At 41.6% G+C, this 22,457-nt stretch carries 25 protein-coding genes and 1 pseudogene; 22 read left to right on the top strand and 4 right to left on the bottom strand.

From position 1 onward, the window contains the following. The first annotated feature begins 90 nt into the window (after positions 1-90). From N8A86_RS19665 to N8A86_RS19610, 11 genes and pseudogenes are all read left to right on the top strand, one after another. Entirely contained in the window at positions 91-2,067 is a 1,977-nt protein-coding gene (locus N8A86_RS19665) for an alpha-ketoacid dehydrogenase subunit alpha/beta (protein ID WP_273566929.1), read from the top strand. A gap of 145 nt (positions 2,068-2,212) precedes the next feature. Then, positions 2,213-2,701: a lipocalin family protein gene (locus tag N8A86_RS19660; RefSeq protein WP_273566928.1), complete on the top strand. Its 489-nt coding sequence runs from the start codon at positions 2,213-2,215 to the stop codon at positions 2,699-2,701. Between the two features lie 11 nt (positions 2,702-2,712). Then, positions 2,713-3,408: a YiaD family glycine zipper/OmpA-like lipoprotein gene (locus N8A86_RS19655; RefSeq protein WP_273566927.1), complete on the top strand. Its 696-nt coding sequence runs from the start codon at positions 2,713-2,715 to the stop codon at positions 3,406-3,408. Positions 3,409-3,487: 79 nt separating this feature from the next. Continuing rightward, a complete protein-coding gene (locus N8A86_RS19650) occupies positions 3,488-4,366 on the top strand; it encodes an NAD(P)/FAD-dependent oxidoreductase (RefSeq protein ID WP_337251818.1) in 879 nt (292 codons plus the stop codon). Positions 4,367-4,609: 243 nt separating this feature from the next. Beyond that, the gene (locus N8A86_RS19645) at positions 4,610-5,326 is read left to right on the top strand and encodes a methyltransferase domain-containing protein (protein ID WP_273566926.1); all 717 of its coding nucleotides are present in this window, start codon (positions 4,610-4,612) and stop codon (positions 5,324-5,326) included. Between the two features lie 4 nt (positions 5,327-5,330). Further along, positions 5,331-6,386 (top strand): type III polyketide synthase, encoded by a 1,056-nt coding sequence (locus N8A86_RS19640; protein ID WP_273566925.1) that lies wholly within the window; start codon positions 5,331-5,333, stop codon positions 6,384-6,386. Positions 6,387-6,422: 36 nt separating this feature from the next. Further along, positions 6,423-7,225: pseudogene (locus N8A86_RS19635) on the top strand (SDR family oxidoreductase). Between the two features lie 93 nt (positions 7,226-7,318). Beyond that, entirely contained in the window at positions 7,319-8,077 is a 759-nt protein-coding gene (locus tag N8A86_RS21810; RefSeq protein WP_337251672.1) for a GIY-YIG nuclease family protein, read from the top strand. Continuing rightward, positions 8,070-9,344 (top strand): beta-ketoacyl-[acyl-carrier-protein] synthase family protein, encoded by a 1,275-nt coding sequence (locus N8A86_RS19620; RefSeq protein WP_273566924.1) that lies wholly within the window; start codon positions 8,070-8,072, stop codon positions 9,342-9,344. Before N8A86_RS21810 ends, N8A86_RS19620 begins: the two co-directional genes overlap by 8 nt. A gap of 68 nt (positions 9,345-9,412) precedes the next feature. Then, positions 9,413-9,667, top strand: coding sequence for an acyl carrier protein (locus N8A86_RS19615; RefSeq protein ID WP_273566923.1), 255 nt, complete (start codon positions 9,413-9,415; stop codon positions 9,665-9,667). Beyond that, positions 9,667-10,101, top strand: coding sequence for a hypothetical protein (locus N8A86_RS19610; protein WP_273566922.1), 435 nt, complete (start codon positions 9,667-9,669; stop codon positions 10,099-10,101). Before N8A86_RS19615 ends, N8A86_RS19610 begins: the two co-directional genes overlap by 1 nt. A 7-nt stretch (positions 10,102-10,108) precedes the next feature. Here the strand turns inward: N8A86_RS19610 and N8A86_RS19605 are convergent, their stop codons facing one another. Together N8A86_RS19605 and N8A86_RS19600 are read right to left on the bottom strand one after the other, a co-directional pair. Continuing rightward, positions 10,109-11,065 carry a TerC family protein gene (locus N8A86_RS19605; RefSeq protein WP_273566921.1) on the bottom strand — a complete coding sequence of 319 codons (957 nt, stop codon included), beginning with the start codon at positions 11,063-11,065 and terminating at the stop codon, positions 10,109-10,111. A gap of 240 nt (positions 11,066-11,305) precedes the next feature. Next, positions 11,306-11,815, bottom strand: coding sequence for a YceI family protein (locus N8A86_RS19600; RefSeq protein ID WP_273566920.1), 510 nt, complete (start codon positions 11,813-11,815; stop codon positions 11,306-11,308). A gap of 150 nt (positions 11,816-11,965) precedes the next feature. Here N8A86_RS19600 and N8A86_RS19595 point away from each other — a divergent pair, with 150 nt between their 5' ends. Beyond that, positions 11,966-12,307 carry a hypothetical protein gene (locus N8A86_RS19595; protein ID WP_273566919.1) on the top strand — a complete coding sequence of 114 codons (342 nt, stop codon included), beginning with the start codon at positions 11,966-11,968 and terminating at the stop codon, positions 12,305-12,307. 43 nt (positions 12,308-12,350) lie between these two features. Then, positions 12,351-12,719 (top strand): hypothetical protein, encoded by a 369-nt coding sequence (locus N8A86_RS19590; protein ID WP_273566918.1) that lies wholly within the window; start codon positions 12,351-12,353, stop codon positions 12,717-12,719. Between the two features lie 26 nt (positions 12,720-12,745). Here N8A86_RS19590 and hpf read toward each other — a convergent pair whose 3' ends face one another. After that, on the bottom strand, positions 12,746-13,048 hold the full coding sequence (gene hpf / locus N8A86_RS19585; RefSeq protein ID WP_273566917.1) for a ribosome hibernation-promoting factor, HPF/YfiA family: 303 nt from the start codon (positions 13,046-13,048) through the stop codon (positions 12,746-12,748). 225 nt (positions 13,049-13,273) lie between these two features. Here hpf and N8A86_RS19580 point away from each other — a divergent pair, with 225 nt between their 5' ends. The 9 genes from N8A86_RS19580 (at position 13,274) to N8A86_RS19540 (ending at position 20,938) form a co-directional block, all read left to right on the top strand. Next, complete coding sequence (locus N8A86_RS19580; protein ID WP_273566916.1) at positions 13,274-13,594, top strand: hypothetical protein; 321 nt, start codon at positions 13,274-13,276, stop codon at positions 13,592-13,594. 171 nt (positions 13,595-13,765) lie between these two features. Further along, complete coding sequence (locus N8A86_RS19575) at positions 13,766-14,242, top strand: TlpA family protein disulfide reductase (RefSeq protein WP_273566915.1); 477 nt, start codon at positions 13,766-13,768, stop codon at positions 14,240-14,242. Next, positions 14,242-15,456 carry a hypothetical protein gene (locus N8A86_RS19570; RefSeq protein WP_273566914.1) on the top strand — a complete coding sequence of 405 codons (1,215 nt, stop codon included), beginning with the start codon at positions 14,242-14,244 and terminating at the stop codon, positions 15,454-15,456. The genes N8A86_RS19575 and N8A86_RS19570 overlap by 1 nt, the downstream gene beginning before the upstream one ends. A 104-nt stretch (positions 15,457-15,560) precedes the next feature. Beyond that, positions 15,561-16,403 carry a 3-keto-disaccharide hydrolase gene (locus N8A86_RS19565; RefSeq protein ID WP_273566913.1) on the top strand — a complete coding sequence of 281 codons (843 nt, stop codon included), beginning with the start codon at positions 15,561-15,563 and terminating at the stop codon, positions 16,401-16,403. Positions 16,404-16,562: 159 nt separating this feature from the next. Then, positions 16,563-17,141 carry a TetR/AcrR family transcriptional regulator gene (locus N8A86_RS19560; protein WP_273566912.1) on the top strand — a complete coding sequence of 193 codons (579 nt, stop codon included), beginning with the start codon at positions 16,563-16,565 and terminating at the stop codon, positions 17,139-17,141. Positions 17,142-17,206: 65 nt separating this feature from the next. Beyond that, positions 17,207-17,770 (top strand): carboxymuconolactone decarboxylase family protein, encoded by a 564-nt coding sequence (locus N8A86_RS19555; RefSeq protein ID WP_273566911.1) that lies wholly within the window; start codon positions 17,207-17,209, stop codon positions 17,768-17,770. Between the two features lie 12 nt (positions 17,771-17,782). Further along, entirely contained in the window at positions 17,783-18,172 is a 390-nt protein-coding gene (locus N8A86_RS19550; RefSeq protein WP_273566910.1) for a hypothetical protein, read from the top strand. 354 nt (positions 18,173-18,526) lie between these two features. Continuing rightward, positions 18,527-19,069 (top strand): DUF4251 domain-containing protein, encoded by a 543-nt coding sequence (locus tag N8A86_RS19545; protein WP_273566909.1) that lies wholly within the window; start codon positions 18,527-18,529, stop codon positions 19,067-19,069. A 255-nt stretch (positions 19,070-19,324) separates the two neighbouring features. Then, positions 19,325-20,938, top strand: a complete 1,614-nt coding sequence (locus N8A86_RS19540; protein ID WP_273566908.1) for a tetratricopeptide repeat protein — start codon at positions 19,325-19,327, stop codon at positions 20,936-20,938. Between the two features lie 86 nt (positions 20,939-21,024). Here N8A86_RS19540 and N8A86_RS19535 read toward each other — a convergent pair whose 3' ends face one another. Then, positions 21,025-22,452 carry a hypothetical protein gene (locus tag N8A86_RS19535; RefSeq protein ID WP_273566907.1) on the bottom strand — a complete coding sequence of 476 codons (1,428 nt, stop codon included), beginning with the start codon at positions 22,450-22,452 and terminating at the stop codon, positions 21,025-21,027. Between the last annotated feature and the right edge of the window lie 5 nt (positions 22,453-22,457).

Raw genomic sequence — 22,457 nt, 5'->3', positions numbered from 1 at the left:
GTTAATAAAATATACGGGTATGGTGCAGGTCAAAATGCATCGATATTGGTCGCATTTTTGTTACTTTTGATGCTACATTAGACATACTTCATGCAATTCAACAACAAGGGCATTGATACCAAAACGCAGATTTCTCTCTATGAAAGGATGCTCAAACCGCGAATGATAGAAGAAAAAATGTTGATTCTACTACGTCAGGGCAAGATTTCAAAATGGTTCAGTGGTATAGGTCAAGAAGCTATTTCAGTTGGCGTAACGAGCGCCTTGGAAGCCGATGAATATGTGCTTCCCATGCACCGAAACTTAGGGGTGTTTACCACGAGAAATATTCCCCTCGACCGATTGTTCGCACAATGGCAGGGTAAAGAAAATGGATTTACAAAAGGCCGAGACCGAAGTTTTCACTTCGGGACCCAAGACTACAAAATCGTAGGTATGATTTCGCATCTTGGTCCGCAATTGGGAGTGGCCGATGGCATTGCCCTGGCCGATGTGCTCAAGAATAGGAAAAAAGTCACCGCCGTTTTTTCGGGGGAAGGGGGTACCAGCGAAGGTGACTTTCACGAGGCGCTAAACATTGCATCTGTCTGGAATTTACCTGTTCTTTTCTGTATCGAGAATAATGGATATGGTCTGTCAACACCTACAAATGAACAGTATGCCTGTAAAAAACTTGCGGACAAAGGCATTGGGTACGGAATGGAATCGTATACGATTGACGGCAACAATATTCTAGAGGTTTATAGCATGGTCGATGCCATTTGCAAACGAATACGCCAAAAACCCGCGCCGGTTTTATTAATTTTCGATACGTTTCGGATGAGGGGCCATGAAGAGGCCAGTGGAACAAAATATGTACCCCAAGATTTGATGGATAAATGGGCCGCCAAAGATCCCTTGGAAAACTATTTGGAGTTCTTGCGCAATGAAAATATACTTTCGGAAGAGAAAGAGGTTGAAATCAAAAAAGGAATCATTCACGAGATTGACGAGAACTTACAATTAGCCTTTGATGAACCTGAGGTTGAACCGAATTTGAACAAAGAATTGGCCGAAGTGTTCCATTCGTTCGAATATGATGAAGTTGTTCCTAATGATAAAAAAGACAACATACGTCTGGTCGATGCCATTTCACAGGGTTTAAAGCAGTCTATGGAAAAACATGACGATCTCGTCATCATGGGTCAAGACATTGCCGATTACGGTGGTGTCTTTAAAATAACCGACGGTTTCGTCGAGGCCTTCGGCAAAGAAAGGGTTCGTAATACCCCGATATGTGAATCAGCTGTGGTTGCAGCGGCCATGGGTCTTTCCATCAATGGCATGAAGGCCGTGATGGAGATGCAGTTCGCCGATTTTGTGAGTACAGGTTTTAATCCTATTGTTAATTACTTGGCAAAATCACATTATCGCTGGGCCGAAAAGGCCGATGTGGTGATTCGTATGCCCTGTGGAGGTGGCGTAGGGGCCGGACCTTTTCATTCACAGACCAATGAAGCTTGGTTTACAAAAACTCCGGGACTCAAGGTGGCCTATCCCGCTTTTCCACACGATGCCAAGGGATTGCTCGCAACCGCTATCAATGACCCGAACCCTGTACTGTTTTTTGAACACAAAGGTTTGTATCGCAGTATCTATCAAGAGGTGCCCACCGATTATTATACACTGCCTTTTGGAAAAGCAAGTATTCTAAAAGAAGGGGATGCGATTACCATCGTTTCCTATGGGGCAGGAGTGCATTGGGCGTTGGAAACACTTCAAAAACATCCCGAGATTTCAGCCGAACTTATTGATCTGCGAACTTTGATGCCTTTGGATATGGAATCCATTTATTCATCCGTAAAAAAGACGGGCAAACTTATTGTTCTACAAGAGGATAGCCTTTTTGGCGGAATCGCCAGTGATATTTCCGCGTTGGTCATGGAACATTGCTTTGAGTATCTCGATGGTCCCATAAAACGAGTGGCTAGTTTGGAAACACCTATTCCATTCGCTAAGACTTTAGAAGATAACTACTTGCCAAAACAACGATTTGAGAGCGATTTGCTCGACCTTTTAGCCTATTAAGTGATAGCGTTATTATTTGATTTCTTTCCACACATGTCCGCATCATAAATATTGCACCTTGCATCATATAATTGATATTTGAACGTTAGTATGAACATCGAAATTTCGATTCGTATCGTATATAATCAAACCCCAAATAGTATTGATGATGAGAAAACACCTTTTAATTGTTATTTCCTTGGTCTTATTGACTGCTTCATGTTCTGTTTCTAAAGACGCCCGAGGCAAACGGAATCTTTTGAGCGGCACATGGACCCTAAACGATGTTTCGTACGAAAATGCCACTGGGAACTTCAAATCCGTCTTATTCAATGATGCGGAAGACATTTGTTTCGAGGGCAGTGAATGGTTCTTTAGGGACAATAACAGTACCGGAAGATACACGATTGCTCCGTCTACATTATGTAATGGCGGTGATCGCTTTATCCGCTGGTCGGTTGTGGAACCTTCTGCCAATTATTCCAGTCAATTGCAATTCAAAATGATCGATGAGAAGAATAAGGATATTTCCGGAGGACTCGGTTATCGTTTGAACATAACCAATCTTACGGAAACAGAAATGACCTTAAAGTCAAATGCTACCGTTGATGGCAAAGTAGTCAACGTTGTTTATTCCTTTACTAAAAAATCATAAACAAAATCCCCATGAAAAATCTAATAAGAAAAAGTATTTATGTATTACTATCATTTGCTTTGCTAACGAGCTGCAAAGCAGTAAAGAACTCAAGTCATAAACAACGAGGAGCTACCGTGGGCGCGACTAGCGGTGCCGTAATTGGTGGTGTTCTCGGTAATAATGTCGGTAAAGGCAATAATACCGCTTTAGGTGCAATAATCGGCGCAGTAGTAGGCGGTGTTGCCGGTGGCTATATTGGCGACCGCATGGATCGTCAGGCGGAACGTATCGAAGAAGAAATTCCTGGTGCGGAGGTAACTCGGGTCGGAGAAGGAATTAACGTAATCTTCAATGAAGATGCCGGTGTCTATTTTGATACCAATAAATCGGGAGTCAAAGGAACATCGGCTACTACTTTGGATAAATTGGCAGGTATTTTCAAAGAGTATCCGAAATCGTATATTTTGGTAGAAGGCCATACCGATAGTGCCGGGCCAGACGACTACAACATGATGCTTTCGCAACAACGTGCGGAATCCGTGACACAGTATTTGGTAGCCAAAGGAATTACTGCAGGGCGTTTTACCACCAAATGGTACGGGGAAAGTCAACCTCGAGAGAGTAATGATACCTCCGAGGGAAAAGCAAAGAACCGAAGGGTAGAGCTGGCGATTGTAGCCAATGAAGAACTCAAGGAAGAGGCCAAGGAAAAAACGGGAAACTAGAATAACTGTTTTCTAATTGTACCAGGAATCCCGATGCTTTGGCATCGGGATTCTTTGTTTTAATCGCTATCTTTCGTTGGTGGAACACTATGACATTATTATTGTCGGAGCCGGTTTGGCCGGACTGACCGCAGCCCTCGATTTGACCTTGAAAAAACATAGTGTTTTAGTCATTGAAAAAGACACTTTTCCAAGACACAAGGTCTGTGGAGAGTATGTTTCAAACGAGGTACACGATTATCTAGATCATTTGGGGGTTGGCCTTGAGGAAGTTCGGCCTATTTCCATAAATACGCTACTACTTTCTACCGGCAAAGGTAAATCTGTAAAAACAAAACTACCCTTGGGCGGTTTTGGTATTAGCCGTTATACCTTTGATAATTTATTATACCAAAAGGCAGTTTCATTGGGGGCGAACTTCTTATTTCAAAAAGTTGCATCCATTTCGTTTCAAAATAATGGTTTTAAGGTATTTACGAATATAAATAGAGCGTTCACGTCAAAATTTGTTATCGGGGCTTTCGGCAAAAGAAGCAATATTGATAAGTCGCTCGATAGAGCTTTCATTAAAAGAAAATCACATTGGCTGGGTATAAAATCACATTATGTTTATGATGATTTTCCAGATGATTTGGTAGCGCTGCATACATTTAAAGGAGGTTACGGAGGATTATCAAAGACCGAAAGTGGGGCCTTGAACTTTTGCTATTTAGCGACTTATAAAAGTTTTCAGAAGTATAAAAGTGTTCAGGAGTTCAATGAAAACGTTATTTCCCAAAATCCACATTTACGTACATTTTTAAAAGATGCAAAACCGATTTTTGAAGAACCATTGAGTATCGCACAAATATCATTTCATAAAAAAGGCAGCCGTAGAGAACCATATTCTGATGTGTGGCGATTCGGCGGGATTGATACATCCGCTTTGTGGGAATGGTATGGCGATGGCTATACATAGTGCCAAAGTAGTTTCTGAACATATTCATCGATATTATAGGGAAGAAAATAGCGACCGCTCAAAACTCGAAAGCTCTTATCAACGAGAATGGAATCACCTTTTCGGAAAGCGCATTAAAACGGGTAGATTGTTGCAAAACCTTTTATTGAACGAAACACTCTCAAACATAGCGCTCACGGGGATAACAAATTCCCCGTTCTTGTTGCGTAACTTGATAAAAATGACCCATGGAAATCGAATTTAATGATAGATTTTAGCCGCCGTAGTGCACAATTGGAAATCATGGATAATATGCAGGAAGGTTTTGAAAACCTCCCCATGGTCTTTGATGACATAAATCGAGTAAACAGAATGCTGGGCGGCAATGCCATTACCGTACAGGCCGTCGCAAAACTTTTCCATGAAAATCCGAAAGAAGCGTATGTTATTGTCGATATGGGATGTGGTGATGGGGCTATGCTTCGTGAATTGGCCGATTATTGCCGAAAACAGAAGCTGAACGTCCGTTTTATAGGTATCGACCTTAATAAGGAAGCTTTACAAATTGCTGGGCGAGAATCGTTGGACTATCCGGAAATTTCTTATGTGGTCGAAGATATAGTAGCATTGGACCCATCAAATTTTGAATGCGATATCGTATTGACTACGCTGACCATGCATCATTTTACCAATGCACAATTGCTCATTTTTCTTCAAAAGTTTATAGAACTGACCAGCATCGGTGTAGTAATCAACGATTTGCAAAGAAGTCGCTGGGCCTACTATCTTTTTAGGGGCTTTAGTCGTATTTTTATCAAAACAAAAGTTGCTAAAATTGACGGATTGATTTCCATTCGAAAAGGCTTTATAAAAAGCGAATTGAAGGAATATTCCCAAAGACTCCCGTCTGTTTCACATGATATCCGATGGAAATGGGCCTATCGCTATGTATGGGTCATGCGGCATAACCCACTAAGCTGAATCTATGAACGACGTTCACATTACCGAAGTTGCGAAAGTATTGCCTGCCTATTGTCGAAAAACAAAGGATATTCTCCCCTTCGTTGAACTATGGCTCGCCGATCAAGACGAACGGTTTCGAAGAAAGGTCACCAAGATTTTTGAGGGCGCCGGTGTCGATACACGCTACGGAATCATGAATATCGAAGAGGTATTTACCGCAACCTCGTTCAAAGATAAGAATGCGATTTATGTCCGTGAAGTGAAGTTGCTGGGCAACAAAGTGCTTCAAAAAGCCCTTTCACAAAGCAATTGGTCTGTCGAGTCCCTCGATTATATTATTACGGTCAGTTGCACTGGTATTATGATTCCTTCTTTGGATGCCTATTTGATTAATGATATTGGGCTGCGTCGAGACATCGTCCGATTACCGGTTACGGAGATGGGATGTGCCGCAGGTGTTTCAGGACTTATCTATGCCAGTAACTTTTTAAAATCCAATCCCGGGAAGAGGGCGGCGGTGGTTGCCGTGGAAAGTCCGACGGCTACGTTTCAATTGAACGATTTTTCTATGGCCAATATGGTGAGTGCGGCCATCTTTGGCGATGGTGCGGCATGTGTACTCTTATCCTCGGAAGAAAATGCTGCCGGTCCGAAAATAAAGGGGGAAGAGATGTACCACTTTACCGATGCGACCCATCTGATGGGCTTCGATTTGACCAACCACGGATTGAAAATGATCTTGGATCCCGCGGTTCCAGAGACGATATCAGAACATTTCCCAGAAATTGTACATCCTTTTTTAGCTAAATATGGAACTAGCATTGAAAACGTCGACCATCTGATTTTTCACCCTGGTGGAAGAAAGATCGTGCAGACCGTTGAGGAACTTTTTGGTAGTTTAGGGAAGAATATTGACGATACCCGGGAGACTCTTCGGCTTTATGGAAATATGAGTAGTGCAACCGTACTCTATGTCTTGGAGCGTTTTTTGGAAAAAAATATGGAACGTGGAGAAGAGGGACTAATATTGAGTTTCGGTCCCGGGTTCTCCGCACAACGAGTGCTTTTGGAATGGTAAATCAAAGGACGAGGGACGAAATATCAAGTACGGAACATGAGTTCGAAAAAAATAATTAAAAAAAGACTTTGGGCATTGATATTGGGCGGAAGCAGCGGCCTTGGTCTGGCAACCGCAAAGAAGTTGGCTCGTCATGGCTTTAATCTTATTCTCGTGCATCGTGATGCCAGGGTCAATTTGCCAATAATTGAGACAGCGTTCGAACAAATCCGTTCGACGGAAAATGTCAACGTGAAAAGCTATAACATCGATGCTGCTAACCCTGAAAAAAGGCGGTCAGCTCTTAATGAAATCAAATCCTGTTTGAGCCAAGACGAACGAATAGGGGTTTTGGTGCATAGTATCGCCAAAGGAAGCATGAAACCTATGCAATCGGAAACCGAGGCTACATTGAACCATCAAGATTTTACTATCACCCTGAATGCTATGGCCCTTAGCCTTTATGATTGGGTAAAAGAAACAAAGGATGCCCATCTCTTCGCTGAGGATACAAGAATAATATCGTTTACCAGTGAAGGAAACACCAGAGCTTGGCCTGGTTATGCAGCTGTATCCGCAGCGAAAGTGACCCTTGAGGCAATCACCCGTAACATAGCTCTCGAATTTGCCCCGTTGGGAATAAAAGCAAACTGTATTCAGGCAGGAGCTACCGAGACCCAAGCGTTTTCCATGATTCGGGAAGCGAAACTTTAAAGAAAAATGCCCTGGAGCGGAATCCGAACGGACGATTGACCACCCCCGAAGATGTCGCCAATGTGGTCTATCTGTTAACAACCGACGAGGCGCAATGGATAACGGGATCAATCATTAAAGTTGATGGCGGAGAAAGCTTACTATGAATTTACAAATACCTAATTAAGATGTCACACTGAGCCTGTCGAAGTGTGGCCAAAGTACTATTGAAGTAATGCCTATTTAAGTATTATGCACTTATGAAAGTTTACTACGTCTATATTGTTCAATGTTCCGATTCAACCTATTATGTTGGAATTACCAACAATATTGATTTTAGAATAGAACAGCACAACATTGGAATTGATCAAAAAGCCTATACTTTCAAGCGAAGACCTGTTCAATTAAAATGGTCTCAAAAATTTCTTACTCCAGATGAGGCCATAACTAGAGAAAAACAAATTAAGGGTTGGAGTAGGAAAAAGAAAGAAGCCTTAATTTCCGGAGACTATGATAAACTACCTCAATTAGCACAAAATACCTATAAAAAACACTTCGACAGGCTCAGTATGACATCCGAAATACTTGAAAAACTTCCCTATACAGAACCCTTCCTTTTTGTAGATGAACTTATACATATTGATGAAAAGACCGTCGAAGGTACCTATACTTTCTCCAAAGATTCAGATTTTTATAAGGGTCACTTCAAAAGCAATCCTGTAACACCAGGCGTTCTACTTACTGAATGCTGCGCCCAAATCGGTGTGGTCTGTCTCGGTCTATTTCTACTTTCGCAGGATAAAATCCTAGAAAAGGAAAATTTAAAAATTGGTCTCAGTTCCTCTGAAATGGAATTTTTATTACCTGTACCTCCGGGAGAAATTGTGACAGTGCGTGCGGAAAAACTTTATTTTCGATTCCATAAGCTGAAATGTAACGTAAAAATGTACAATGCTGAAGATAAATTGGTGTGCAAGGGTACCATTGCGGGAATGATAAAAAACAACCAAAATGCGTAAACGTGTTGTCATTACGGGACTTGGCGTTTGTGCTCCAAACGGAGTGGGGCTGACTGATTTTACATATGCTATGCAACATGGCAAAAGCGGCATTCGTTTTCAACCCAAATTAAAAGAACTTGAATTCGGCTGCCAAATCGCAGGGGAACCCTTAATAAAGGATAATCTGGTGGAACAATACTTTACCCCATTGCAACTTCGGGGCCTAAATGCCAGTGGAATCGTCTATGGGGTCATTGCCGGAACAGATGCTTGGAAGGATGCCGGACTGCCCATTTCTCCAAAAGAATCCCCGGACTGGGAGAGCGGTATCATTTTCGGCACAGGTATTTTGGGTGTAGACAAGTTTCGGGAGTCCATTCATTTGGTGGATGATAAAAGTGTTCGACGATTGGGGAGCACTACAGTTTTACAGACCATGGCCAGCGGCATTAGTGCCTATTTGGGCGGTATTCTAGGCTGTGGTAATCAAGTGACCACCAACTCTTCGGCCTGTACCACAGGCACCGAGGGAATCTTGATGGCCTATGAACGAATTGTTTCCGGTAAGGCAAAACGAATTTTGACTGGCAGCTGCAGCGATAGCGGCCCTTATGTGTGGGGCGGTTTCGATGCCATGCGAATTCTGCCCAGACAGTATAATGAAAATCCACCCGCTGCCAGCCGTCCAATGAGTGCCACGGCTTCAGGTTTTGTACCTGGGAGTGGGGCAGGAGCTCTGGTTTTAGAATCCTTGGAATGTGCTTTGGAGCGTGGGGCCAAAATTTATGCCGAAGTATTGGGTGGTGCCGTAAACAGTGGGGGACAACGGGGAGAAGGTAGTATGACTGCACCGAACAGCGAAGGGGTACAACGTTGTATTGTAGATGCCCTCGAAAATGCGGGCATATCAAAATCGGAGGTAGATGTCATCAACGGACATTTGACCGCAACCGCAAAAGATACCGTTGAAATAAAGAATTGGAGCGAGGCATTGGACAGACAGGGAACGGATTTCCCTTTTGTAAATTCCTTTAAAGGGCACTTCGGACATTGTCTGGCCGCCGCTGGAAGCATCGAAAGTGTTGCTTCCCTTTTACAATTTGGGAAGAAAGAACTATTCGGAAACCTAAACTGTCAAGATCTTCATCCAGAAATAGTGAAAATTGTCGATGCATCCCGAATTCCTCAAAAAACAAGGGCGTATCGACCGAGAATATTGGCCAAGGCAAGTTTTGGTTTTGGCGATGTCAATGCATGTGTTATTTTTGGTGCTTTTAACGACTGATGCTTCGAGAAGTTTAGTGTTTTAGCTTAGCATAACACGCCGGTGAATATTGAAGGAAATCTATTTTTATGGATAAAGAAGAACGCTACCAAAAATTAAAGGATATTATTAAAATTTACCTTCCTGAAGATGTTTCGGTAGGCGATATTTCCGAAGAAAGTCATTTTATTAATGAACTTAACATCAATTCGGCCAATTTGGTGGACATCATTCTCGATGTTGAAGATGCTTTTGATATCACCCTTGAAAATGACGATATGGACCAAATGCAGACTGTCAAAAATGCACTGGAAATAATCGAACTTAAACTTTCCTCCAAATAATGACCGAGTTTATTCAGTGGGCCAAGGCGAAGCTCAAGGTAGATCGACATCTGATAGTAATTTATTGTGTCATATATTTTCTTTGGGGATTGGGCATGAACTGGTTCGGCACCCAAATGGAAATCGCCAAATTTACCTATTGGTGGCAAGTCATCACGTGCTATATTCTGTACATGGTTCCCATTTCACTGTTATTGAGAAACTTTCCTTTCCATAAACAATACGCCTACGGTTTAATTGCCATGTGCCTTTTGGAGTTCTTTGGATATGCCCTTGAGACTTCCTACGCTTATCCGGGAAATATTTTGGAAACCATTGTGGGGCAGCGCTCTTTCGGACTTGCTATGGCGTTGTTCTTCGCCCTTTACTTTCCGTTAGGTAATTGGGGCGTTGGGAAAATTTACCGCCTACTGTTTAACCAAGAACCTGGGTAGCCGAATCTTACTCTTCAGAAACCGATTCTTCTTTTTCTGGGATGACCAAAGAGGCTACTATTCCTCCAATCAATGCTACGGAGATTACCGATAACGAAACCCATTCGGGTAAATGGACATAGTGTGAAAATAGCATTTTGAGTCCCACAAAAGCAAGAATCACGACAAGGCTATAATTGATAAACCGGAATTTATCCAACATTCTTGAAATCAAGAAATACATGGAACGTAGACCCAATATCGCCAAGATATTTGAACTAAAGACGATAAAAGGATCTGCTGTTATCGCCAAAATTGCGGGAATACTATCCAGCGCGAAAAGAATATCGGTCAACTCGATAACAATAAGGGCTACGAAGAGGGGAGTGGCGGCTTTTACGCCCATCCGCTTTACAAAAAAATCATGCCCTTGAATCGAATTTGTTATAGGGTACACTTTTTTTATCTGCCGAAATACCCAAGAGTTTTTGGGATTAAATTCATGCTCGTCTCCTTTAAGCATTTTAAAGGCCGTATATAGCAAGAAAACCCCGAAAACGTAAATGATCCATTCGAAACGGGTTATAAGCGCAACGCCGAATAAAATCATCAAGGCCCTAAATACGATGGCACCTAGAATACCCCAAAACAAAACGCGATGTTGATAAATTGGAGGAATCTTGAAGGCCGCAAATATGACCGCGATAACAAAAACATTATCTACGCTCAATGAGAGTTCAATCAAATAACCCGTTATATATTTTAGTACGGCATTGTTAGGGGTCAGACCGGTAGGGTTTTCGATAAGCCAACTGGAAAACAACCAATAAATAACACCACTAAAAGACAAGGCTATGGTTACCCAAATGGCCGTCCAGATACCGGCCTCTTTACTTTTGATAACATGTTCTTCTTTATGGAAAACGCCAAGGTCAAGTGCTAAGAACACAATGATAAGCGCAATAAAAATAATCCATACCCACATAGCGGAAAATTTTTGGGCGCGAAGTTAAGGATCATTTCGTGATTGCGATATAGAAATAAAGGATATTATTAACAAGTGAACTCGTCTTGAATTAATGTTTTACCTACGAATTTCGCATTTTGCGTACTGATTTTGCCATTTTTTGGTTGCATAGCAATAGCTACAGAAGTGAAAAATGGCAAAATCAGTACGCAAAAGCCTTCATTCTCGGTTCCAAACATTAATTCAAGACGAGTTCAGTTACTGCAAATCAAAAATCATTTGGACGACCACGTTATTTTGCTCCCTGTTTTTTTTGATTTGGATACCATAGTCGTACGAATTCAGGGTAACGGTACCTGTCAGTTGTTTTCCGTTCTTTATGAAATCAATGGCAATGGGTTTAGAAGTATCTTTAATGGTCAATGTACCCTTGACCGTAAAACCTTTTGCATTAGTCAATACCTCAGAACTTGTGAAGGTAATTTGGGGATAGGCATCTGCATCGAAATATTTGCCGCCTTTCAGGGACCAATCACGCAGAAAATTTCCGGTCTTGAGGGTCTCTACCGCTGCGGAACCTTCGAAGGTTGAACCCGAGAGATTTTCAAAATCAATATTGGAGGAAGACTTGAAGTCCGATATAGAACCATCCACGTCATTGTTGACAAAGGTAAAGGTGATTTTGGCGGACTTGATTTCCATCTTGTCTTGAGACAGTATGGGCGTTGTGACCATAAATAAAATCAAGTAAAAGCATATCGTTTTCATAAGCGGTTCATTACAAGGATCGTACCAAAGATATTGATATTAATCGTATCGATAAAAGGATGAATACGCAGGGCGAACAGCACCTATCATACTCAAATTACCGGCATTGCGATTTTTTTCTACATTGTAAAGGAGAACTATTATTCGGAGATGAAAAAAAGTATTTTTTTAATCACCCTCATACTATTTTTTCTTTTGGCAATGACGGCCCAAGCGCAACAAACCGGGGTCGTTCAAAATTCTCCCCAAATGGCCAGAGAAATAGCTGACGAGGAAGATGGTCCTGTTTTATCGAAATTCGAACCCGACTTTTTGGAATCGAACGAGCAACGCATGGCCAAAATTATGTACACCAGAGCCATTTTGGACACTTTGGATATTTCTGACCGAAAGCGACGCCGGTTGTTAAGAGATTTGTATAAAAATGGTGTCTCCGAAAGACTATCGAAAGCACTTTTGGCAGAAACCAAATTTGAGGATGTCGAACAATAGCATATTATCCATTTTCTTAGAGTGCCATACATAGTTATTAAGAATGAGAAGTTTTACCAAACATAGTTTATTCCTGTTCCTATTTATGATGGGCACACTTCTGGTTTCTGCCCAGACCCAAACTGTGAACGGGGACACTGAAAAAAAGGAAAAACTCAAAGTACAACGGCATACCGTTATGGAACGTTTCGAACCCGAATTGGTAATTTCCGTTGAAGACAGAATTCAATTGAAAGAAGATAGGATCATCACTTTACAACGTACGAAACAGCTTTTAGACACTCTGGATATTTCGGACCGTAAAAGAAGAAAATTGATCCGCGATTTAAAAAGAAGTCCTGTTTTCTCTGAAAGATTGGTCAAGGTAATTGCCGAAACCAAGTTTGAGGACGATATTGAAAATCCAGATTAGTCGGACTTGCCAGTTCCGTCTACCTCCTAATGACGCTGCATTTTACCTTTCCGTTTTCGCAATTGAATTTCGAGATCGCTGGCGGCTTCAGCAATCGACGCTTCGAACGAACCATGATTGGCTTCGGCAAAGAGACGTGGCCCAGGGATGCTCAATCGAATGTTACATATCTTTCCCTTGTCTTGATCTGATGTGTTTTCCGTTTTAAAAAACACATCCGCCCGTATTATAAAATCGAACTTGTCAAGCAATTTATTCAGTTTTTCTCCTGCAAGAATTTCCAATCTTGCACTTGCCTTTACGTCGTGATACTCGAAGTTGATATCCATCTAATTCTTTTTTATGAAGTTAGAAAGTGAAGGGGGTATTTGCAAATAAATCGAACTAAAAATTCGTACAAATTAAACTGACAGTTAAAGAAATTGTACTCCTAATAATAAATAAACGTTAAACTCTAATTTTAAGATACTTAGGCACATCTAAATGGCGTTATCTTTACGTATATACTGAACCCCCGATGTTACGAATGCTACTAACCCATAAATCTGATGACTATGAAATCCGTCGAAAACTCCTTCGAAAAGAGCAAATTGGTACTACGACTAGAACGCAATCAGCGGGAAATGGGGCAATTAAAAACAAAACTCAGCTCCTATATCTGCGAACCGAGAACCTACAACTTGTTCGAGCGGTCCGAAACCTTGAAAAAAGGATTGGAACATCTAAGCAATTCAAATCGAGAGATGATAGAAAACTTAAAGGAGCGGAAAAAATCGGTCGAGGACTATATGGATAATGTTAAACAACAATTATCTGAATTCCAAGAGCTACAGCAGGGTGTGCACGACTATGTCCAAGGAATTCGTAGCTACTAATATTTCGTTTCTTCCCTATTCATCAATTTCTATAATGTGTTGCGCTTTGTGTGACAACTCTCCAGTAATCCGTACCCCATTTGGAGTTAAACGAAAGAATAATTTTCGCTACCTTGTTCCCTGATTCAAAGTGCACCAAATGAAATCTAAACTGGGGTTATTTTTTTAGCGATGTTGTTATTACTTGGGTGCAAAGAAATAGTCCGCACTGCTGAGGACGAGGTAACTGAATCGAAAATTATTGCAAACTCACAAAAATTGCCGTCGTATCAAGATTTGAACGGCAACGCTGTAGAACTTAGCGATTTTTTAGGAAAAAGAGTGGTCTTGAACTATTGGGCGACCTGGTGTAAACCATGTATCGAAGAGATGCCCTCGATGTTAAAAGCACAAGAACTTTTGGAAGAGGAAGACTACGTTTTTCTCCTAGCTTCCGACCAATCGATGGAGAAAATCAAAGCGTTCAAAGAAAAAAAGAAATTCGATTTTACCTTCCTCAAATACAATGGTTCCATGGCAGAACAACAGATTAGTGCGCTACCTGCCACATTTATTTACAACGAGGTAGGGGAGCGAGTCGAACGGATCGACGGAATGACCGAATGGGACTCCCCTGAAATCATCCAAAAACTAAAGGAAATCCGGTAATGGGCCGAACGATAGCTAGTATCTTTTTTTTACTCATGGGATTGAATTCATGCAAAGAGGAACCGAAAAAGGAGGTTGTATCACTTCAGGCCATAGTTTCTCCCGCAGGACCTAATAGTTCTTTACCCCATTTATTTTCGAATTCTAATATTACACTGTTATCTTGGATGGAAACGGTAGGGGATAGTCTAACCATCCTAAAATATTCCAAGTTAAAAGGGGATACATGGGAAACACCACACGAAATTATCGATGGGAACGATTGGTTTGTGAATTGGGCCGACTTTCCTGCCATCGCGGAAAATAAGGGCAATCTTTTGTCACATGTTTTAAAAAAATCTTCGGAAGGAACGTATTCGTATGACGTGAAACTCAATGTTTTGCCCAAAGGAGAATCACAATGGCGAACTAATTTAGCCCTTCATTCCGATAACACACCGACCGAACATGGTTTCGTAACCCTGTTGCCATACAAGTCAGATTCGTTTTTTGTTACTTGGCTTGATGGGCGAAATACCGAAGAAAAAATAGGGGAGGAGCGTGGTGCCATGACGATTCGGGCTGTCGAAGTTTCACCGACCGGCGACATTAGCAGTGAGATGGAATTAGATTCCCGAACCTGTGATTGCTGTCAAACGACCGCTACGATTACCAAGAAGGGTCCGGTTGTGATTTATCGTGACCGTTCTGAAGACGAGATTCGAGATATCTACATCGTTCGGCATGTCGCTGGCGAATGGACCGAACCCAAAGCAATCCATAACGATAATTGGAAAATTAACGGATGCCCGGTAAACGGACCGAAGGCAACGGCAATGGATAATACATTGGCAATAGCTTGGTTTACAGCAGCGAATGAAAATCCGAAGGTAAATGTGATTTTTTCTGCTGATGGTGGAAAATTTTTTGATACTCCCATATCGGTTAGCGAAATGAATGCCATGGGGAGGGTGGATATTGCATTGCTCGATCATGATACGGCCATCATCAGCTATATGGAATCTAAAAAAGATAGCGCCCAAATAAAAGCCGTAAAAGTGAAACGTTCGGGAGAAGTGTCAAAGGCTATAAAAATTACGGATTTGGACGCTTCGCGAAAAACGGGCTTCCCTCAAATGGAATTGGTCAATGACAAGGTATATTTTGCCTGGACGGATGTTGATAATGGGCATTCGACGATTCATACGGCATATGTGCCGAAGCAGGCATTTTAGTATTTCTATATACAAATTATTATATTCTACCCAATTAAACTAATCTGATAATGCATTATTTTCTTCCAATTCGATTTCGTGGCTTAGTATTATCTTTCGCTACAATGTTGCTGCTAATCCTTTGTACAACGAGTTGTAAACAGCCCGTAAAAAATACGGATAAGGATACCGAAGAATGGATTTCGTTGTTCGACGGAACGGACCTGAGCGAATGGACTCCAAAGTTTGCAGGAACTGAATTAGGGATCAACTATAAGGATAGATTTGTACTCAAAGACAGCCTTTTAAGTGTGCGTTATAATCAAAAAGATACATTTAATGCCGATTTTGGGCATTTGTATTACAAGCAAAAATTCTCGCATTATAAACTGAAGGCCAAATACCGATTTGTTGGCTCGCAGCAGAAGGGTGGCCCAGGTTGGGCAGTACGCAACAACGGTTTGATGTTGCATTGTCAAGATCCGAAAACCATCGGACTTCAACAAGACTTCCCGATTTCATTGGAATTGCAGCTTTTGGGAGGCAATGGTAACGATGAACGTACTACCGCAAATTTATGTACACCTGGTACAAACGTGGTAATGGGAGACACCTTGTTCACCCCGCACTGTATAAACTCCGTTTCAAAAACCTATCATGGAGATGAATGGGTAGAGGTAGAGGCGCTTGTGCTCGGCGATTCTTTGGTGCAGCATATTATGGAGGGCCAGGTCGTTATGGAATTTCGAAAACCCACCATCGGGGGAGGTGCCATAAGCGGCTACGAAGAAAGTGCTTACCAAGAAGGTGCCCCGTTAAAGGAAGGGTATATCTCGATTCAAGCCGAGACGGCACCCATCGATTTTAAATCGATTGAACTTCTGAACCTTTGTGGCTGCATGGACAAAGAAGCGAAAAACTACAAATCGTATTATGTAAAGGCCGATGATGCCAGCTGTGAGTACTAGGTAACTACAAAAAAACTTTGGGTTAGAAGGAACACACGAGTACTCTTTACCTGCGGAAAAAGCAACCCTGAGATATAATAGCATGGGAATAAGGATAAATAATTAAAGCATTTGTTTGTTTCAAAGCAAATGCTTAGTTTTGAATTTTAATAACGTAAAATGCCACGTAAAAAAGCGTACGATTCTGATGTAGTATTGGAGAAAGCCATGCATACCTTTTGGCAGAATGGTTATGAGGGAACTTCCGTTCGTCTGTTGGAAAAAGATATGGGCATCAATCAGTTTTCTATCTATTCCAGCTTCGGTAGTAAACAAGAACTATTTATTGAGGTGCTTAAAAAGTACAAAAACCACGTCGGCAATACTTTTTTGAAAGAGTTGAAAGATTCAGAGGGAAGATTGGCGGATATACGTAAATTTTTATCTGACTACTCACGTACGGTGCGTGAAGGTAAGCAGGCCAATGGTTGTTTAATGGTCAATACCAGTTTGGAAGTAGGTCATAAAGATGCGAAAGTACTACAGCAGCTTGAATTATATTTTGAGTTTATCAAGCGAATTTTGGAACATGTTCTGGAAAAGGCCAAGAGAATAGGGGAGGTGTCCCCGGAATTTGATATCAAACGCAATGCACTTTTTTTACTGGGCAGTTTGCAGGGCTTATCGGTGTACGCAAAGTTTCAGCAGGCCGAAGAGATAGACGTCTTTATTGATCAAACCATGACGACATTGAAATAGTTTTTTTGAATAATTACTAAGCAATTGCTTAGTTAAAAGGAATAATAACCTGAAAAAAGAATAGTATGGCACGTATTACATTAAAGGAGCGGGAGGATGCCTCCCCAAAACTACAGGCTAGTTATGATGAAACGGCTGAACGATTCCAGCTGTTGTTGAACATTTTCAAGGCATGGGGCGTCGTCGAGAATTTGGCACTTCCGATGAACCAATTAATTATGGAAGTACTGCAGGATGGCCTGGTCGATTGGAAAACCAAAGAACTTTTGATTCTAAAATCCACGTTGGAAAACGAATGTGAGTATTGTGTAACACAGCATGAAGTAGTTTCTAGACGATTAGGTATTTCTGATGAGAAAGTGGCCGATTTAAAGGGTGACCTATATAAAACCAGCCCGCATTTCACAGAGGCCGAACGTAGTATTTTGGAATTGACCATGCAGATCAGAGAAGATGCGAATAGAGTAAGCGATGCACTGTGGAGTCGCATGCGCGAACATTGGAGTGAAGCACAACTGGTCGAGATGGTTTATGTCATTACGATATATATTATGGTAAGCAAATTCGGTGATGCCCTTCATGTGGAATTGGAGCCTGTTTTTGCCGATTTGGAAACACAATTAATTTAAAAATAACGGATTATGAGCTTAAAACAATTTTTGATTAGCAACGCGGTTTTATTTGTACCCTTCGGATTGGTTATGCTGGCCATACCCGGACTATTCTTTCCTATGGTCGGACTCGATTTGGATCCAGATGGAATCCTTATGGCGCGCGTTTCCGGTTCTGGCTTGCTAAACTTCGGAATCATGTGTTACTTAGTGCGAAATGAGAACAATGCATCAACGGGATTAAAAGCAATCCTTATCGGGAATCTCATATTTCATGGTTTGGATGCTATTTCAACCTTCATTGCATCGTTTTCAGGTGTCATGAATACCCTGGGTTGGTTGTTTTGTGGTCTACATTTTATATTGGCCATAGGGTTTCTGTTCTTCTTGCAAAAGTTGAAGGTTCCCAAAATCGCTTAGGGTTTTATGTAGAATACTAGTGGTTATGTGGGGGTAGGTACTATAACCGGGATAATTACGTAAATTACTGATATACAATAGTATAATCGGTCAAGGAAAATTATGAGAACAATCACTATGGCGTGCAGGGCTATTTGCAGGGTGAAGTCAAATCAGGATTGTTGGCACATCAAAAGGTGGAAGCGGCTTTTTTGAGTATGGTTACAGAATATAATGGTTTGGATTCTGAAAACATCAAATTAGTATACATTGCATAGCGACAAGGAGACCACCCATCGGGTGGTTTTTTTGTTTTACGATATGGCACAAGATTTGATACGCTTTCAGTACCTTATGTAGCGTAAAAAATAGACCATGATTGTACGGAAAATAGCACTCGTCTTTAGTGTAACAATATTGATGTTACACTGCTCGCCATCACAAAAGCTTGTGGAGAATAATGCTGCATTGGATGGTTTGATTGCACAAAAACGTTTTGAAATCAAGGTTAGAACTGTAGAGCCCCTAGTAACCCAAGCCATGGCCCAAGTGGCGAATAGCGGTATGTTGCCTCCAGGAAATACCATAAGTCGTATTGATGTAACCGGCCAGGGCCATTTCATCAAAGTGCACGGAGATTCCGTTTCAGCGAATCTACCTTATTTTGGGGAGCGCCAAATGGGAGGCGGTTATGATGACAATCCAGGAATTAAGTTTAACGCCATACCCAAAAACATTGAAATCATTCGAGAAGATGATAAGAACAGGCATCGTATCAAATTTACCATAAACGACAAAACAGAAACGTTTATCATAAATACCGAGGTGTACCCAAATTCGTCCGCCTTGGTTTCTATTCGAAGTTCACATCGTAATCCAATACGATATTCCGGTACGGTAGGGGAGTTGGAGGAGTAGTGCTTTGCATATCTTTTTAATGGGTTAAGAATTCTATGTTACTAAGGTGAACTCCTAAAAACGACGGCCCAACCCATTAATTTAACATTTCAGTCAAATCAATTTTCGGTTGGTGTAACTTTGGTGCTACTTTGCGGTCAAACATAACAAATCAATCAAAAAACCATGAAATGAGCCATAACAATTTGTGATTCCCACCGAAATGTTTAATGGCGAATTACATCTGACCGATAAAAAATAAATAAATATAAACAGATGAAAACAATTTCCATCAAACACTTCTTCGTACTATTAATAGCCATAACCTTTTGCGGTACGGCAGTGAGTCAGCAGCGTTTAACGGCAGAACAATGGCAAGAAGATCTGCGCTTTCTACAAGAAACGGTAGATTCCGATTTTCCTTTCCTATTTAAAAAAGTAAAAAAAGAAGTTTGGGATGCCGAGGTCGAAGAACTTTATGCTGAGATTCCTGATTTGGAAGAACATGAAATCGAGGTAGGCCTAGCGCACATGGTTTCCCTGTTCGAGTACGGTCACACCCAGATTCCCTTTGGTACCATCGCCAAAGATGGGGTATTACCAGTAAACCTATATTATTTTAAAGATGGTATTTATGTGGAAGGAACACAGAAGCAACACCAAAAGATACTAGGTGCGAAGGTGCTTAAAGTCGGTGATTTCACCGTAGAGGAAGCCTTGCAAATGATACGTCCTGTGGTTCCTGTAGAGAATGATAGTTATTTTAAGGCTTATGGCATTCGCTTTCTTACGGTACCAACAGTGCTACATGCGCAAAAAGTTATTAATGCCTACAGCAAGAACATAACCTTGACCTTGGAAAAAGACGGGAAGGTAAGCGAATATGAGCTGACTGCTATTCCGTATGAAGAACTTTCTCGTAATTATGGATTTACTACACCTGATGAATCGTGGGTTAGCGCTAGGGCAGAAGGGGAGGACCCCTTGTATCTCAAACATCTTAACGAGAAATACTACTATTTTGAGTACTTGCCCGAATCTAAAACAGTGTATGTGCGTCAGAGCTCGGTATTCAACCATGAAACAGAAGCCTTGGCTGAATTTTACGGACGACTCTTCGAATTTATCGACACCAACGAGGTGCAGAAACTCATTTATGATGTGCGTTTGAATGGGGGAGGCAACAACTACAACAACAAACCACTCATTCAGGGTATTATGGCACGGCCCAAAATCAATGCGAAGGGAAAATTCATTTATATCATAGGCCGCAACACGTTTTCGGCTTGTCAAAACCTGACCAATGAGATTGAAAATTATACAAATGCCATAATGATAGGGGAACCGACTGCCGAAAACAAGAATTTCTATGGCGATGCCAAGAAAACAACTTTGCCGAATTCTAAGATAGATGCGTATTTATCCTTTGCTTGGTGGCAGGACAAACCCCAGTGGGAAAACGCAGATGCCACGACACCTCAAATTTTAAGGGAAATGACCTTTGAGGAGTATCGAACCAATCAAGACCCTGTGTTAGACTTGGCTATGAACTACGATTTCGATTCGTTCTTGGTCAACCCCATGGACCATTTTACCAAATTGTTCATCGCCGGGGAAATGGAGCAGCTAAAAACGGATGCCACTCGTATCGTAAAAGACCCCGTGTATGCACATATTCCCTTTGATAAAGAATTCAAACAGGTAGGAAGGAATATGTTGTTTCAAGAACAATTTGAAGGGGCAGTATTTCTCTACGGAATGTTTACCGAATATTACCCTGAGGATTACGAAATGTGGGAAGGCCTTGGCACAGCATTCAAGGCTTTGGGCAAGACTGCGGAGGCCGACGAGGCTTTTGCCAAAGCTTCCTCATTACGAGATAAGGATTGAGAGCACATCATACTGTAGTCAAACTCCCAATGTAAATGCTGTAGCAGGATGCTAGTAGCTGCAGCATAGTAAAATGTGCCGGTAAATTACTTACTTTCTTTCCATTTAGACCAACTTTGCCCCACGTCCCTGCTCTCGAACCAATTATCCTTCGAGCATTCCGTGTACAAAACAGATCCATCTTCCGCGGGAGAAAACTTATTGCAATCGCCACGTGGCAGATTCCTAACCGTCCAGCCGGGCGCTGTGTGCTCTTTTACATAAAGATAGGCGGGGCGTTTGGCGGTCGCACTTTGCTTTAAAATAGGGCCAACAAAGATATGGGTTGCCGTTTCAGAAACAAGCGGAACCTTTTTAACTTCTTCAGACAGGGCAACCGGTTGAAAATCGATGTTGTCATAACTCGATTGTAACAGTATCGGATCTTTCTCTTCCTTTGGGGAATAGATGTAAATATGATCATTCCCTTTATAAATCTTAGGGTAGGTCACTGTTGGGAATATTGTAAATAAGCCCCCACTCTGTTGTTCTTTCCTATAGGCAAGTTGGTCTTTCCAGTTAAAGGAAGCATCGGCCGAAAAAATATTGAAATGTGCATCGACCAATAAGAATCGGCCTCCTTTGATCAGACTTAATTCGGGTATTTTCTCCAACCCTTTGGGTAAAGGCATAAAGTCCAATCCCTCGTCATCCCCATATAAATAGCTTCCATTCTCCAAAGTGCAAAGCAGCTTTCCCCCAGGTAAGATTTTCATGGCCTTGATTTCTTGGTAGGTCGGGGTAGGAATAAGTTCATAGGAGGTAATCTTACCATCCTCGTTTTGTGTCATTTTGAATGCCATACCCAAAGTAGTGCGCAGGTACTTCATGTTTTTACGGGGATTTCGATTCTCGTTCTTCACGATGGCATGGGCAAAGGAGGTGATCAGTTTATCTACGGTTTTCTTCTCCAAGAAAATCCATGCGGGTTGAAGGCTACTGAGCTTGGCCTCATAAGCGGGCATATAGATATTGACATACTGTTTTACATCTGCCGTATTATCCATTTTCAATAGCATTACCGACTTGGCTTCCTTGTTTTCCCGAATTAGGAAAATCATTCCCCCATTGGTAACCTGACCAGGTTTGATGACAAAAGGCTCGTCAATCGAAACACTCAGGTATTGGTTATAGGCAAATTCTGAACTACGGATTTTTATACCCGTCATTTCATATTCCCCCTCACGGAGTTCCAAGTTGATGAATTCGTTCTTCTTGGCATATAAAGCTGTCTTACCACTGACTTTCTTTTTATTCAATAAACCCTTGCGTTTGTACTCGATTTCGATACGGGTAATATCGTTGAAGGATTCCTTATTCCATGAGAACTGAATGGAAAATAGGCCTTTGGTATCTTCTGGTTGTACAGCACTTGGGGTTGTAGTAGCATAAGATGGAATGCTTATCGCCAAGAGCATGAGGGTGAACAGTACAAAAAGGGGATTGCGTTTTTGAAGGTAGCTGAAAACTTTCATAGGAG

The organism is Maribacter halichondriae (assembly GCF_027474825.1).
In the GTDB taxonomy this organism is placed as follows: domain Bacteria; phylum Bacteroidota; class Bacteroidia; order Flavobacteriales; family Flavobacteriaceae; genus Meishania; species Meishania halichondriae.
The sequence above is the reverse complement of the archived record's forward strand: the minus strand, read 5'-3'. Positions and strand labels throughout refer to the sequence as shown.